We start from the raw sequence: 14,148 nt of genomic DNA, 5'->3' as shown, positions 1-14,148 counted from the left end.
GCTCCCCCCTTCTTCACGTGAAATAGACTAAATGAATTCGAAAAAGTTGCAAGCTTCCCAGAAAAACAAAAAACCGGCTTCCATCTAAGGAAACCGGCCGATCCGATCTATGATCCTCTGTCATGCCTTTGAATCTTATATTAACGGCCTTTATCTTCAAGCACCATAATCATTAACCATGCACTAAGCGCGAGGCTGCTTCACCAGTTCTTCCTGAGCCAGACGGATCATCTCGCGGACCATCGTTCCGCCGATGCGCCCCCCGACATGCCCGACGGATTCCGTCGTCAGCTCTCCGTTATCGCCGCCTGGTTTAAGCGGCACGCCCAACGAGCGGGCGACCTCATATTTCACGTCGTCCGGCCGACTTGGATCGACCGTAAACCCTTCCCGGCGCATCACTTCCGCCTTGAATGCGCTCATTCCCTGTTCCGCGCCCGGAACGACCAGCCTTCTCCGTCCTCTTCTTGCCATCTTCGCTCTGCCTCCTTATGCTCCTGCTGCGTTATTGTTGTTCATAACGTACCCCATCGATCCGGGATTATGCAGGTTGGAAGCGTGAAGGCGAAGGATGCTGTCCGCCTGTCTGTCACTCGAACCAGCCTTTGCGTTTGAACCAGATAAACATGCCGCCACCGAGCACGGCCATCAGGATCAATACGCCGAAATAACCGTAATGCCACTCCAGCTCCGGCATGTTCGTGAAGTTCATCCCATAGATGCCGGCCAGGAACGTCAGCGGCATGAAGATCGTCGTAATGACGGTCAATGTCTTCATAATCGTATTCATCCGGTTCGAGCTTAACGACATATAATGGTCCCGCATATCCGAGGTCATATCGCGGTTGGAATCCAGCATCTCGGACAGCTTGAGCAGATGGTCATGAATATCGGCATAGAAAATATGGTAATGGCTCAATCCGTCAATACGCTGGGAGCTTATGATCCGGTATAAGAGATCCCGCATGGGCACGATGGTTTTCCGCAGCTTCAGAAGCTTGTTACGGATTTCGAAGACGCGGCTCATCATTTTGGACGCCGTATGGCTCCCCGGACCGGTTTCATAATCGAGCAGTTGATCTTCAATCGCATGCAGCGCCGGAAAATAATAATCAACCAGCTTGTCGATCACATTATGCGCGGCCTTCACATAACCGTATTGTTCGAATCGCGGCATCGCCGTCGTTTTGACCCAGGCTTCATCCAGCTCCTGCAGCCGCTTCTGATGGAAGGTCACCACAAACCCCGGCCCAATAAACAGGTCGACTTCTTCGGATTTGAGCGTATGCTCATGAAGCGCATGTAGGACGAAGAAGTGCACATTCTCGTAATGATCCAGCTTAGGGCGCTGCAGAAACATCAGGCAATCCTCGATAGCGAGCGGGTGAAAATGAAAGTAAGTCTCCAGCAGCTTCGATTCTTCATCGGAAGGCTCGCAGAAATCGGCCCAGAACCACAGCGTCTGCTCCCGATCGATTGTCTCAAGCGGACAATCGGTCATCACCTGATGATCTTTGGTCACAACAAGCGTACGAATCATGCTAGGGTGCTCCCATCCATTTTATAAATATTGAAATGTGATTGTAATGACGCCGTCACTGCCCAGCGAATACGAATAGCAGTTCACCAACGGGTAACGAAAGACGATTGCGCTAAGGCCTTCAACGCCATCTCCGTCCGTATACATCCGCTTTACCGTAACGGAATCCGCTCGCATCTCGATCGCTTTGGCGATACGGTCTTCAAACTCGGCCAAGCTCCCTACGGTCAATCCATTGAACACATAATAATTATACTTGTCCGCTGTCGCTAAGGGCAGCTCGTCCTGCCAGCTGTGATCGATGCGAAGCTGCTTGTCCGTTACGTTGAAATAGCCGTAAGAGACCTGCCCCGGCACGTCGGGCACCGGATCATCCCATGTAACGTCGAGATTATAATACTCCCCGCCGATACGGACTTTATTCCAGGTGTGCAGCTCGCCCTTCACTTTTCCCGTTACGATATGAGCTTCAATGCCAGCCATATTCAGCAGCAGCTTGGCGGTGTTCGCATAGCCTTGGCAGACGGCGATGCCGTCTATAAGCGTACCATAAGCGCTGTAAGATGCATCCGGTACTTTCCCCATACTGTAGTTATCGTAATCGTAAGCGACATGGAGCACCAGATAGTCGTGAATGGCCAGCTCTTTCTCATAATCGCTCATGCCGGGCTTAATAATATCCGTCAGTACCGACTGCGCCTTGGCATAGATCTGCTTCGTCTGCTCGTCAAGAATGACGAATGACACGCCCGTCTCGACGGCTTCCAGCAAATCATACTCATTCTTGACGAAGAACGTCCCATACTGCTTATTGATCCGGTTGACCAGAACAATGGCCTGCTCGATGGATGTCGTCTGCTTCGGCATGAACCAGACGTTGTTCTTATATTCGCTGCCCTGCATGAGACCGCTTGCGGCGAGAATCCCGACCGCATCCTCGGACCATGCGGCGATCTTCTTGCTGTCGGCGAACGTCGGAATGCCGCTGGTCTGCAGCTTATCCCGGAATCCGGCTTTAATTAGCATATTATAGACCATGACCGCCAGCTGTTCCCGCGATATCGGAGCGCTGGGAGAAAAGGTGTTCCGGCTCGTTCCTTTGATCACCCCGAGCTCATAGGCCTGACCTACATAGTAGTTCCGGGTATCGCGAAACGGGTTACTGCCGGGATCCGGCAGCTCCCGGCCCGTCACGGCTTCATAGAGCAGGACGATCATCTCGGAGAATTGCGCTCTCGTAATGGCCCCTCGGTAATGGCCCTCGACCCAGCCCGGAGCGATACGGCTTTCTTTCGCCTCTTGAATATCTTTAACGGCCCAATAGCTAGGAGGCTCGTTTGCTGCGTACGTACTGCCAGGGAAGGCAAAGATAACAATAATAGCTATGCTGATGGTTAAGCAAAGACTCCCTTTCATTCCTCTCATCTCGCTATGTATCCTCCTATCGACTGCGGATAATCTGCTAGATTATAGCATGAACCAGCCTCCCTTTTACAAATTTTGCTGAAATCTAAGAGTTACCGTCCGCAGCGTTAATCCAACCACCCGTTTTTGCCGGCAATCGCGATCGCGTCGATGCGGTTCTTCGCCTCCAGCTTCTGGAACGCTTCGGACAGATAGTTCCGCACTGTACCCGCGGTCAGATGCAGACGCTGCGCGATTTCGCCCGCCGGAAGCCCTTCCGCCGCCAGCTTCAATACTTCGCGCTCCCGTTCCGTCAGCGGGTTCTCCGCTTCCCAGAACGTCAAGGCGAGCGCGGGGCTAACCGCACGTCCGCCTCCCTGAACGGTGCGCAGCGCGTCCGCAAGCTCCCCGATCGGCGAGTCCTTGAGCAGGAAGCCGCGGACACCCGCTCTCATGGCGCGCTGGAAATATCCGACGCGCGAGAATGTCGTCAGGATCACGATTTTGCATGGCGAGCCTTGATTCTTCAATTGTTCCGCTACTTCCAAGCCGCTCATGTGAGGCATCTCGATATCGAGCAGGCATAGATCGGGCTGTAAGTCCCGCGTCATCGCAAGCGCCTGCTCCCCATTCTCCGCTTCCCCGATCACCTCGATGTCGTCCTCCATATCGAGCAAGGCGCTCATCGCGCTTCTGAGCATCGCCTGATCTTCAGCCAGTAAGATTCTCATCCCTCACGTTCCCTCCTTCACGATCGATTTGGCCACCAACGGCACGATGAACGTCAGCCGGGTGCCGCCGCGGCCGCCGTCCTGCGCGAATTGAAGCTCGCCCTCCACGAGCTTGAGTCTGTCGCTCATCCCTTTAATCCCGTTGCAGCCCGTACGGTCCTCCCCGGCAGCCGAGGCGTTTCCGATCCCGTTATCGGATACGGACAGCAGCATCCGTCCGGGCTCTTCGGCCAGCTCTACCGTGCATGTTTCCGCCCGGCTGTGCTTGACCACGTTCGTGACGGCTTCGCGCAGGCACATGCCCAGAATATTATCGATCACCGACGAAACCGCCGGCTTGCCGAAATCCCCTTTCGTCTCCAACACGATCCCCGCAGCGGCAAGAATCTGCTTCGCATGATCGATCTCATCGCGAACTGTGACGGCATTCATGCCCGATACGAGCTCCCGCACCTGATTGAGCGCGGCTCGCGATGTAGCTTGAATATCTCTCACTTCCTTGGCTGCCCGCTCCGGATTCTTCACGATCAATCTCTCCGCCAGCTCGCTCTTAAGCGTGATGAGCGACAGCGTATGACCGAGCGTATCGTGCAGATCTCTCGAAATACGCTGCCTCTCCTCGTTCTTCGACAGCCGTGCAATTTCTTCATTAGCCAAGGTCAGCTTGCCGCGCAGCTCGCGCGACTTCCAGCCGAAACGCATCGCTACAGGCATCAAAAGCATGACGAGCATGGCCGGCAGCAGTGACAGCAGTTGATCGCTATCGTTGAAGATATCATAATACAGGAAGACCGAACCGAATAAGAGCAGCATTCCGCCCATTGCAAGAAGCATACGTTTTACCGAAGGCAATGTTCCGATAACAGGCGACGGATAGAAGGCCATATAGAGAAAATTCACATGATAGCGGAGACTAAAAACCGCCACGATAAGAAGCTGTACGATAATAAGAGCAAATCTTCCCTTATAATACCGGAAGCTGACGATATAGCTGGCCGTGAAGACGAGTATTAGAATAAAGTCGACCGCCATTTCGCCGATCGGCTGCTGAAGGATGGTATGCAAAGGGAAAACCAAATAAAAGAGCCAGACGAACGTAAAGACAAAAGGCGGCCCTTCCCGCGGCCGCGTTTGTTTATTCTTCATTCTCGTTACACCGCTTCCTGCTTACGCATAATATACGTAGATAGTATCATAAACACGGCGACATAAGCAGCCAAAATTGCCACGCCTAACCATTCGACCGTCCTTCCGCCAACGATGCTCCATGCACCCTGGCCAAGCTGGTAAGTCGGCATTAGCTTCGCTATCTTCTGCATCAGATCGGGCATTGTAGCCGTCGGCATCCACAATCCCCCCACGATGGACATCGCCATATAGACCAGATTGCCGACAACCTGAACCACTTCTACATTGCGAATCGTGCCAAGAAGCGTGCCGAGCGACATGAACGCGAATGCGCCCAGCCATATCCACAAGCCGCTCTCAATCCATTGCAGCGCAGACAGCCGCACGTCCTTGACCAAGGCGCCCATCAGGAACATGAACAGGATCACGCCTAAATTCAACAGCCCTTGCCCGGCTACTTTGGCCGTGATCTGCGCCCATCCGGGGAGCGGGGTAATCCGCATCAGCCTGTTCCAGCCCTGCGAGCGTTCCCGCGCGAAACGGATCGCGAGTGAGGTGACGCTCGCCCCGATAACGCCGTAGGTCGTCATGGACATTAAGTAATAGGCTTTCCAGTCCGTCCCTCCAACCTGCGTGTTATCCCCCACCGTGCTGGTGAAAATGAAATAGAATACTGCAGGCATGACAATCGTGAAGATAACAAACCGCTTGTTCCGGATCGTTCGTAAAATTTCCGCCTTGATCTGAGCCCATGTGGCTCTTATCGTCTTATTCATTAAATATCGCCTCTCTTCAATAGATTATTTATTTACGAGTGCTTGGAAGGCTTCCTCAAGCCCGCCGCTTACGATTTCAATGTCTCTCATCTCAATCCCATGGTGGATGAGGCTGGCGATCAGCCGGTCCGTATCCGCGCTCTTCAGCTTCACCCGGTTATGGTTCCACTCGATCTCGCCCACTCCGGGGATCGTCCGCAGCAGCTCAGTCGTCACGGATGACCCGGCTGTGAAGGAGATGACCCTTCCGTTCGTGCCGGCTTTAATTTCGCTCGGCGTGCCGTCAGCGACCAGCTGGCCATTGTTGATCACGACGATGCGGTCGGCGACGCTGTCGGCTTCCTCCAAGTAATGGGTCGTCAGCACGATCGTACGGCCCCGGCCGGCCATAGCCCGGACGGTCTCCCAGAACAGCTGCCGGCTTGTAACATCCATGCCAACCGTCGGCTCATCGAGAAACAGCACGTCCGGATCGCCGGCCAGCGCAAGAGCGAAGCCGAGTCTGCGCTGCTGGCCGCCTGAGAGCGCGGACGCCAGCTTATTGCGTTCCGCCTCCAAATTGGATACCTGCAGCAGCCGCTCAAGCGGCAGAGGATGATCGTAATAGCTGCGGAACAGATTAATCGTCTCGGCCACCTTCAGACTATCGACCACGCTGACTTCCTGGAGCATGGCGCCGATGCGATTGCGTACGCCCGCATCCTGCGGGTCGCCGCCGAGCAGCTTCACCGTGCCCTCCGTCGGCTGCTGCAGCCCCAGGATCATCGATACGGTCGTTGTTTTGCCCGCGCCGTTGGGGCCAAGCAGCGCGACCACACTTCCCTGCTCGATGGTAAGCGACAAGCGGTCCACCGCTTTCTTGCTTCTGAACGATTTGCTCACGTTATCCAATTGAATGGCTGCCGCCATGGTTCCTCACTCCTTGATTCGATGTGTCCTAATCGTACCGGAACGAAGCCTCCTCCAGTACACATGAATAACACCTCTTTGAGATGACAAACGTCATACTCACGATTAACTTGATCGATCATTTGACAAATTGGGCGTATTCATGTAATATATTTGTTTGAAGTAGATGTAACCCCTTGTTTTTTCCTCATATTTGGTAAGGATTTACTCTCCCATCCAACCACATTGATTTCCTTTATCCGGCTGCTTGAAGGAACACGGGATCATTCTGGCGCGGCCTCGGAGCCGCAAGGACGATTGAGAGGTTAGGGCTTTCGTTGTTTTCGTGTATTATTTTCATGAATGAAAATTTGGAATACATGAGCGGTTACACGCTACCACATATACGCGCGAGACATGCGCGACACACAAAGACCCTCGTTTCGATTACGAAACGAGGGTCGTCCAATTTTATACGAACCGATTCCATTCACCTACGCGGCGTTCCCGCTACTTCTTCTTACCCGCCAGCTCGAGCAGCTTCTGAACGCCTTCCGCCACCTGCTTCGGGGTTCCGCCGTGATCCGCCTGCGCGCGAATCTGCTTGATCGTCTTTACCGCCTCTGCGCTTGTAACCTTCAGCACCCGCACTTCGCCCCCCATGAACGACTTCATCCGGCCTTCCGCCTGATCCAAATTATCGTCCATCGTGTTCCCCGTTCCATACGTGCCCGGTTTGCTGCCAGGCTGTTTGCCATGGCCCGAGAATCCGGCGGTTCCGCTAAGCACTTTCTCCTGCATGGGATCGTATTGCATCGCCGTTGTCTCACGCTTCTCCGTCGCGAGCACGACCATATCGTCGATGACGAAAACCGTCACCCCATCGATTCCGGCGTCGCTCAGCCTCGACTCCAGATGCGATGAGAATCCGCCGCTGTTCAGTCCCGAGCTGCCAATCATGCTGTATACCGTCGTTCCCATCCCCGAGGTCGTATGCCCGTGTACATTGGTCGTCCGGATCTTCATTCGATTGACGCTCGGGATAACGCTGGCATCGCTCAAATTGGCGGTATGACCGCGATACGGGTCCTGGTTTTGGCGGACAGTCTGAACCTTCACCTTCGCTTTCGCTTGACCATTATTTGCCGCACAGCCGGTTAACGCCATCGAGCCGATCACAATCGCTGTTAAGACTAAGGTTGTCCTCATGACGATTCCTCCACATCGCTTCAGATAGAACGAACTTGTCGCTATTTCGTCTATCGCTGTCGCATTCAAATTTGCCTTTATCTTCTCCCTCTCTTGATAAATGTATAAACGTCTATTATTGGAAAAATAATAACAGGGATTGATCTACAGGAGGTGAATGATTTGGATAACAACGGCGAGCATAAAAATCCCGATAAAGGAAATCACGATGTCCAGGAGCCTTCCCGCAGAAAATTCCTCGTCAATACCGGGTTTGCGTTAGGCGGCGTCGTCGTCGGCGGCGCCTTGGGCGGCCTCCTCGGGAGGAAGTCCAAAGAACCTGCGGCCCCCGCACCTGCCCCGGAGGCAGGCAAGCCTGCCGGTCCGGCCAACTATAACCGTGCGCTGATGTTTCTCACCCCGGACCAGTTCGCGATCGTGGATGCCGCGACCGAGCGGATCTTCCCTAAGGATGACAACGGGCCCGGCGCGAAGGAACTGGGAGTCGCTTTCTTTATCGATCACCAATTAGCCGGCGACTGGGGCTTCAACGCCAGAGAATATATGTCTCCCCCTTATTTCAAGGGCGAGAAGGTACAGGGCTACCAAGGCCATCTGAAGCGGCGCGAAATGTACGATATCGCCCTGCAGGAGATGGAGAATTACAGCCAGTCCCAGTACCAGAAGGGCTTCGTACAGCTGACGGGCGAGCAGCAGGACGAAATATTGAAGGCATTCGAAGACAATGCGGTCGAGCTTGGAACGATATCCCCAAGCGGATTTTTCAGAGTATTGCGGAGCAACACGCTGGAAGGGGTATACAGCGATCCGCTGTACGGCGGCAATGCCAATATGGACGGGTGGCGCATGCGCAATTACCCCGGCAACCAAATGAGCTATACGTCGATTATCGATAAAGATTTCCAAACCATCGCCCCAAGCAGCCTGCAAGATCACATGGCAGCTCATTAGCGAAACGAGGGATTCCACACATGGCCACCAAGCTACCGAAAACAGATGTTGTCATCGTAGGCGTCGGCTGGGCCGGCGGCATTATCGCTTCCGAATTGACCAAGGACGGCTTGAAGGTCGTTGGCTTGGAGAAAGGCAAGTCGCGCAAGACGGAAGATTACTTTATGGTCCATGATGAGCTTCGCTACGGAGTTCGCTACGACCTGATGCAGGATCTATCCAAGGAAACGGTCACCTTCCGCAGCAATGAGAAAATGCGCGCGCTGCCCATGAGGCAGTACGGTTCGTTCCTGATCGGCGACGGCTTGGGGGGCGCCGGCGTGCATTGGAACGGGCAGACCTACCGGTTTCTTCCGTATGACTTCGAAATCCGCAGCAAAACGATCGAACGTTACGGCAAGAACAAAATCCCGTCCGATATGACCATCCAGGACTGGGGGATCACGTACGATAAGCTGGAGCCCTATTACGACAAATTCGAGAAAATGGCGGGCATATCCGGCGATGAGAATCCCCTCGGCGGCAAACGGTCCAGTCCCTATCCAACGCCGCCGATGACCAAATCGCCTGCCATGGTCAAGTTCGTCAATGCCGCGACGAAGATGAAGCTTCATCCGTATATGATGCCGTCCGCCAACCTGTCCGAGACCTATACGAATCCGGACGGCATCTCCCGCGCCGGCTGCCAATATTGCGGCTACTGCGAGCGCTTCGGCTGCGAATACGGAGCGAAGGCCGATCCGGTCGTAACGGTCATCCCGGTCGCCAAGAAAACCGGCAATTTCGAAATTCGGACCCACTCGCAGGTGCGGCGCATCCTGCGCAGCGGGAACAAGGTGACGGGGGTCATGTACACCGACGTCACGACGGGCAAAGAATATGAGCAGCCCGCCGATATCGTCGTCCTGACGGGTTATGTATTCAATAACGTCCGCCTGCTCCTCATGTCCGGCATCGGCAAGCCTTACAACCCGAGCACGGGCGCGGGCGTCATCGGCAAGAACTATGCCTATCAGGTGATCAAGGGCGCTTCGGTCGGCTTTTTCGAGAACGAGCAGTTCAACAATTTCGCCGGAGCCGGCTCACTAGGCGTCAACCTGGACGATTACAACGGCGATAACTTCGACCATTCGGACCTGAAGTTCATCCATGGCGGCTCGATCTCGCTCAGCCAAACCGGTCAGCGTCCGATCTTGAATAACCCGGTTCCCGGCGGGACTCCTACATGGGGGCCTGATTTCAAGAAAAATTCGCTCAAATACGCGAACCGCGCGCTCTCCGTCGGCGGCCAGGGATCGTCCATGTCGTTCCGGCATCACTTTCTCGACCTGGATCCGACCTACAAGGATGCGTTCGGCGATCCGCTCATGCGCCTGACCTTCGACTTTGAAGAGCAGGACCGCGAGTTGGCCAAGTTCCTGGCCGGGAAGTGCGGCGAAATTCTGAAGGAAATGGGCGCCAATCACGTCGATTCCTTGAAGGAGCTCGGGCCCTACGATATCGTCACGTATCAATCGACGCACAATACGGGAGGCGCCATCATGGGTACATCCCCCGACATATCGGCGGTAAACTCTTACTCCCAAATGTGGGATGCGGAGAATCTGTTCGTCGTCGGCGCCAGCTCCTTTCCGCAGAATGCCGGCTATAACCCGACGGGAACGGTAGGCGCGCTTGCCTACAGAGCCGCGGAAGGCATACTGAAATACCGCACCAAAGGCGGACTGGTGGAATAGCACCCGACAAAGTGGCAGCCCTGAACGTGAGAACGATGTTCCGGACTGCCACTTTTCATGTTTTTTCACAGGGATTGGAAATCTTGTTCTTTATTAATCAAGCGGCACTAGCTTGGCTTCGATTTCTGTCCGCCGATCTTCTAAGAACGGCGGCAAATCCAAAGCTTTGCCAAGCTCTTCGACCGTTGAATCTGCGGTGAAGCCTGGCCCGTCCGTCGCGATTTCAAATAAAATACCGTTCGATTCACGGAAATATAAGCTATGGAAGTAAAAACGGTCGACAATCCCCGTCGACCGGAAGCCGCGGTTCTTAACGACCTCATCCCAATAACGGAGCTCGTCTTCATTTCTAACCCGGATTGCTAAATGATGAATGCTTCCTTTGCCGGGCTTCTCGCTCGGCCCTTCTTCTTCTTTGACGGCGATCTCTCCAAACGATTGTCCGGCAACCGACTGGTAAACGGCTTCCGTACCGGAACGAGACGCTTCGACATAACCGAACAAATCCGTAAGCGTACTCGCTAAGCTCTCCAAGTTCCGCACCGTCATTTCGACTGTTCCCATTCCTAGAATACGATGCTGCGATTCAACGACGGAGTCTTCCCAAGCCGACCAATTGCCCGGAACCGCTTCGCCATTATTATTGAGCAAAATCATGCGCAAGCCTTCGGAATCTTCAAAATGCAAAGCATCCCGGCCGGCATAGCTTGTGAGCTCGCCATGCTGCACGGCTAACGATTCGAAGCGTTTTTTCCAAAATACCAGACTTTCATAGGACGGAACAAGCAGCCCGATTCCCGTGATTGCATTTGTACCCCGAACCGTACTACCCGCTCTGGGCATTTCGAAAAACGACAGCTCCGTTCCCGCACTGCCTGTTAAATCTCCATAAAAAAGGTGGTACATCGAGGGATCATCTTGATTAACCGTTTTTTTCACTCTGCGCAGCCCTAAGACATGTTGATAAAATTGATTATTCGATTGAGCGTTTTTGGTAAGCATCGAAATATGATGGTGTCCGGGAATGGTATGCATGGTTCCTCCCATTTACTTGATTCATCACTCGATTCATCAGAGAATATAGTGTTTGTTGTTCATCTGCAGGTCATACATCGTCAAAATCTGCTAAAAAAGAGGCCGCCCGGCTCGGGGTTGATGGTTCCCATGCCGGACGGCCTCTTTAGTTCCATATGCAACAGCCAGCCCCTTAGAGCAGCTTCTTCTGCTCTTCCTTCTGGACTTCGATAAGATCCTCTTCGACAATGCCTTTCGTCGAATTGCGGAATTCCCGCAGCGTATCGCCGAACGCTCGCCCCAGCTGGGGCAGCTTGGCCGGACCGAACACGATCAGCGCAATCAGCAAAATAATCACGAGCCCCGATATTCCGATATTATTGAACATCGTACATTCTCCTTTCGTTAGCCGCCCGACGGCAAGGGAGCGGCAATTCTGCGGTTGTAATACCTCACGGATATGAGGACGCTCAATTCGAACAGCAAGATCAGCGGTATGGTAACGGACAGATGCGAGACAAAGTCCGGCGGCGAGATGCAGGAGCCGACGATCGCGAGTCCGACATAAGCATACTTTCTCGTATGGCGAAGCCTGCTTGGCGTAAGCAGTCCGAGACGTGTCAGAAACAAAATGACGAGCGGCATCTCGAAGGCAATCCCCAGCGGAAAGACGACGTTGAACAAAAAGCTGAAGTACCTATCGATACCGTAGGTTTCGGCAGCGCCGATACTTTGATTCATCCGCATCATGAAACGCAGCATCATCGGGAAAACAAGCAAGTAGCTGAATGAGATACCGGTTAAGAACAGCAGGAACGAGGCCGGAACGTATGCTAGCGTTCCCTTCGCCTCCCTCTCCGTCAAGCCGGGACGGATGAACGCCCACGTATGGAACAGCAGCACGGGAAGCGTGAACAGCACCGCGAAGACGAAGGCGCAGCGGAGGTAGACGAACAGCCCGTCGGTGAAGGAGAAGACGTTCCATTCGATCGGCACGGCCGCAGGCTGCGATTTGATGTAGAGCAGAATTTGCGGCGAGACGTACAGGCCGCCACCGAGCGTAAGCCCGAACCAGCACAGGACGATAATCAATCGCTTGCGGAGCTCCGTTAGATGCCGGATCAGCTCGTCATTGTTTTCCATGCCAGGCAAGCCTCCCGTGATGAATAATATAATGCGGTAATCCCAACATTTTCATGAAGGTTACGCTTATTTTATCCAATGGGCCCCCTCTTATACGCGTTCTGGAGGTTATGTATTGACGTGTGCATGCCAGTAAAAAAAAGGGGGAATCTAATATCGAAATCACTTTGAAGGGAGTTGCTGATACGTGAAGAGAAGAATGTTGTTTATCATGATTGGCGCGGTCTTGCTTCTGGTTCTTGCCGCTGCTTGCGGCACCAATGCCAATAAGAACGCTCCTGCGAACAATACCGCGGGGAATGCCGGCACCGCGGGCAATGCCGGGAATGCAGGCAATCAAGGAACGGTTAATGCCGCCGCAGAGACGGTCTATAAGCAAAATTGCGTCGGCTGCCATGCAGCAGATCTCGCAGGAGGAGTCGGGCCTAATCTGCAGAAGGTCGGCGGCAGTATGAGCACAGAGCAAATTCATGCCAAAATCGCCAACGGCGGCGGCGGTATGCCCGGCTTTAAGAGCAGTCTAAGCGAAGCCGATATCACCGCTTTGACCGAATGGCTGGCTTCGCATAAGTAAGCGGCTGACAAAAAAGGCTGAATCCGTGCAATGCGCGGATCCAGCCTTCTTTAATGGGTTCGATTCATTCCGAATTGCGAGCGGCCGCCTTGTTCGGGCGGATTTCAGCTCATCCTTGTTCCGTCAGGAGCTCCTCCACTAACCGGTGGCTGCGGAGCACCTGATCGGCACGAACCGTACACTGCTGCGGATCGTTCAGCGATGCGAGCACATGATCCACGATTCCGGCGAATCCCCGCCGCTGCAGATGGGAATCCCATCCTCCGAAGGCCAAGGTATGGCCCCCGCTGCCAGGCTCCGACAGCACAGCCTGCTCCAGATTGTGCACGATAGCCGTCCGGCCGCTGCCGTGCCATTCAAGCCGCTCGACGTCGGCACCCGAGCGCCGTTCCATGGAGAATGCGGATACCGCCCTCTCCCCCCGGAGCATGCCGAACACGGATAGCAGCTGCCCCTTCTCATTGCTGCGGACCGCACCTGCCGATAGCTCCAGCTGGTCATCCGCCCCGCAGGCAAGCCACCCGGCCAAATCAATCGCATGGATCGCATCGTCATACAAGGATTCCTTGGCGGAATGCCCCTGCAGCTTGATCCGGTTTTTCTGAACGAGTATCGTTCCTCCGCCCCCGGCCTCTGTGATCCATTCCTTGGCACGGAGCACCATGGGAGCAAATCTTCGGTTGAAGCCTACCGCGAGCAGCTTGCCCTGCCGCGCCGCTTCCGCCGCCATTTCTTCGGATTGCACGATATCGTAAGAAAGCGGTTTGTCCACATAAACATGGAGTCCGCGCGCCAAACAGCGCATGACGATATCATAGTGCGCTTCCGTCGCGCTATGTACGAATACCGCTTGAATATCCTGCTCCAACAGCTCTTCCATTCGAGTAAACCGTCCGTCAATCCGGTATTGCTCCGCCACCTGGCTGACCTTGTCCGGGTTGCGGCTCATCAAGCCTGCTATATGGATATCACGGTGCACGGCCAAGAGCGGCAAATAAGCTTTCTGAGCGATATCGCCTATACCAATTACGCCGATCCTTATTCTGCTCATAGC

The 14,148-nt window shown here is 54.2% G+C and carries 15 protein-coding genes; 3 read left to right on the top strand and 12 right to left on the bottom strand.

Annotated features, from left to right (window positions below; translation table 11 throughout):
* Positions 1-183 precede the first annotated feature (183 nt).
* The 8 genes from L1F29_RS02780 to L1F29_RS02745 form a co-directional block, all read right to left on the bottom strand.
* A complete protein-coding gene (locus L1F29_RS02780; RefSeq protein WP_258386882.1) occupies positions 184-474 on the bottom strand; it encodes an alpha/beta-type small acid-soluble spore protein in 291 nt (96 codons plus the stop codon).
* A gap of 115 nt (positions 475-589) precedes the next feature.
* A complete protein-coding gene (corA, locus tag L1F29_RS02775; protein ID WP_258386881.1) occupies positions 590-1,540 on the bottom strand; it encodes a magnesium/cobalt transporter CorA in 951 nt (316 codons plus the stop codon).
* Positions 1,541-1,561: 21 nt separating this feature from the next.
* Positions 1,562-2,965 carry an S-layer homology domain-containing protein gene (locus tag L1F29_RS02770; protein WP_258386880.1) on the bottom strand — a complete coding sequence of 468 codons (1,404 nt, stop codon included), beginning with the start codon at positions 2,963-2,965 and terminating at the stop codon, positions 1,562-1,564.
* 107 nt (positions 2,966-3,072) lie between these two features.
* Entirely contained in the window at positions 3,073-3,675 is a 603-nt protein-coding gene (locus L1F29_RS02765; RefSeq protein WP_258386879.1) for a response regulator transcription factor, read from the bottom strand.
* 3 nt (positions 3,676-3,678) lie between these two features.
* Positions 3,679-4,821, bottom strand: a complete 1,143-nt coding sequence (locus L1F29_RS02760) for a sensor histidine kinase (RefSeq protein ID WP_258386878.1) — start codon at positions 4,819-4,821, stop codon at positions 3,679-3,681.
* Positions 4,822-4,826: 5 nt separating this feature from the next.
* Positions 4,827-5,579, bottom strand: a complete 753-nt coding sequence (locus L1F29_RS02755) for an ABC transporter permease (protein WP_258386877.1) — start codon at positions 5,577-5,579, stop codon at positions 4,827-4,829.
* A gap of 24 nt (positions 5,580-5,603) precedes the next feature.
* A complete protein-coding gene (locus L1F29_RS02750) occupies positions 5,604-6,488 on the bottom strand; it encodes an ABC transporter ATP-binding protein (RefSeq protein WP_258386876.1) in 885 nt (294 codons plus the stop codon).
* Positions 6,489-6,977: 489 nt separating this feature from the next.
* Positions 6,978-7,676, bottom strand: coding sequence for a hypothetical protein (locus L1F29_RS02745; protein ID WP_258386875.1), 699 nt, complete (start codon positions 7,674-7,676; stop codon positions 6,978-6,980).
* Between the two features lie 162 nt (positions 7,677-7,838).
* Here L1F29_RS02745 and L1F29_RS02740 point away from each other — a divergent pair, with 162 nt between their 5' ends.
* Together L1F29_RS02740 and L1F29_RS02735 are read left to right on the top strand one after the other, a co-directional pair.
* Complete coding sequence (locus tag L1F29_RS02740; RefSeq protein ID WP_258386874.1) at positions 7,839-8,627, top strand: gluconate 2-dehydrogenase subunit 3 family protein; 789 nt, start codon at positions 7,839-7,841, stop codon at positions 8,625-8,627.
* 20 nt (positions 8,628-8,647) lie between these two features.
* Entirely contained in the window at positions 8,648-10,363 is a 1,716-nt protein-coding gene (locus tag L1F29_RS02735) for a GMC family oxidoreductase (protein WP_258386873.1), read from the top strand.
* Between the two features lie 93 nt (positions 10,364-10,456).
* Here the strand turns inward: L1F29_RS02735 and L1F29_RS02730 are convergent, their stop codons facing one another.
* The 3 genes from L1F29_RS02730 to tatC form a co-directional block, all read right to left on the bottom strand.
* Complete coding sequence (locus L1F29_RS02730) at positions 10,457-11,398, bottom strand: ring-cleaving dioxygenase (RefSeq protein WP_258386872.1); 942 nt, start codon at positions 11,396-11,398, stop codon at positions 10,457-10,459.
* Positions 11,399-11,570: 172 nt separating this feature from the next.
* Positions 11,571-11,765 carry a twin-arginine translocase TatA/TatE family subunit gene (gene tatA / locus L1F29_RS02725; protein ID WP_258386871.1) on the bottom strand — a complete coding sequence of 65 codons (195 nt, stop codon included), beginning with the start codon at positions 11,763-11,765 and terminating at the stop codon, positions 11,571-11,573.
* Positions 11,766-11,782: 17 nt separating this feature from the next.
* Complete coding sequence (gene tatC, locus L1F29_RS02720; RefSeq protein WP_258386870.1) at positions 11,783-12,520, bottom strand: twin-arginine translocase subunit TatC; 738 nt, start codon at positions 12,518-12,520, stop codon at positions 11,783-11,785.
* Between the two features lie 187 nt (positions 12,521-12,707).
* Between tatC and L1F29_RS02715 the strand changes: the two genes are divergently transcribed.
* Positions 12,708-13,094 (top strand): c-type cytochrome, encoded by a 387-nt coding sequence (locus L1F29_RS02715; RefSeq protein WP_258386869.1) that lies wholly within the window; start codon positions 12,708-12,710, stop codon positions 13,092-13,094.
* Between the two features lie 109 nt (positions 13,095-13,203).
* Here L1F29_RS02715 and L1F29_RS02710 read toward each other — a convergent pair whose 3' ends face one another.
* The gene (locus L1F29_RS02710) at positions 13,204-14,145 is read right to left on the bottom strand and encodes a Gfo/Idh/MocA family protein (RefSeq protein WP_258386868.1); all 942 of its coding nucleotides are present in this window, start codon (positions 14,143-14,145) and stop codon (positions 13,204-13,206) included.
* Positions 14,146-14,148 lie beyond the last annotated feature (3 nt).

Origin of the sequence: Paenibacillus spongiae, assembly GCF_024734895.1 — a bacterium.
Lineage (GTDB): Bacteria > Bacillota > Bacilli > Paenibacillales > Paenibacillaceae > Paenibacillus_Z > Paenibacillus_Z spongiae.
This window is presented reverse-complemented; position numbering and strand designations above follow the sequence as displayed.

What these genes read in the sequence shown, in the direction of transcription:
- L1F29_RS02780 (WP_258386882.1), bottom strand. Translation starts at nt 474, where the DNA reads ATGGCAAGAAGAGGACGGAGAAGGCTGGTCGTTCCGGGCGCGGAACAG.
- corA (WP_258386881.1), bottom strand. Translation starts at nt 1,540, where the DNA reads ATGATTCGTACGCTTGTTGTGACCAAAGATCATCAGGTGATGACCGAT.
- L1F29_RS02770 (WP_258386880.1), bottom strand. Translation starts at nt 2,965, where the DNA reads ATGAGAGGAATGAAAGGGAGTCTTTGCTTAACCATCAGCATAGCTATT.
- L1F29_RS02765 (WP_258386879.1), bottom strand. Translation starts at nt 3,675, where the DNA reads ATGAGAATCTTACTGGCTGAAGATCAGGCGATGCTCAGAAGCGCGATG.
- L1F29_RS02760 (WP_258386878.1), bottom strand. Translation starts at nt 4,821, where the DNA reads ATGAAGAATAAACAAACGCGGCCGCGGGAAGGGCCGCCTTTTGTCTTT.
- L1F29_RS02755 (WP_258386877.1), bottom strand. Translation starts at nt 5,579, where the DNA reads ATGAATAAGACGATAAGAGCCACATGGGCTCAGATCAAGGCGGAAATT.
- L1F29_RS02750 (WP_258386876.1), bottom strand. Translation starts at nt 6,488, where the DNA reads ATGGCGGCAGCCATTCAATTGGATAACGTGAGCAAATCGTTCAGAAGC.
- L1F29_RS02745 (WP_258386875.1), bottom strand. Translation starts at nt 7,676, where the DNA reads ATGAGGACAACCTTAGTCTTAACAGCGATTGTGATCGGCTCGATGGCG.
- L1F29_RS02735 (WP_258386873.1), top strand. Translation starts at nt 8,648, where the DNA reads ATGGCCACCAAGCTACCGAAAACAGATGTTGTCATCGTAGGCGTCGGC.
- L1F29_RS02730 (WP_258386872.1), bottom strand. Translation starts at nt 11,398, where the DNA reads ATGCATACCATTCCCGGACACCATCATATTTCGATGCTTACCAAAAAC.
- tatA (WP_258386871.1), bottom strand. Translation starts at nt 11,765, where the DNA reads ATGTTCAATAATATCGGAATATCGGGGCTCGTGATTATTTTGCTGATT.
- tatC (WP_258386870.1), bottom strand. Translation starts at nt 12,520, where the DNA reads ATGGAAAACAATGACGAGCTGATCCGGCATCTAACGGAGCTCCGCAAG.
- L1F29_RS02710 (WP_258386868.1), bottom strand. Translation starts at nt 14,145, where the DNA reads ATGAGCAGAATAAGGATCGGCGTAATTGGTATAGGCGATATCGCTCAG.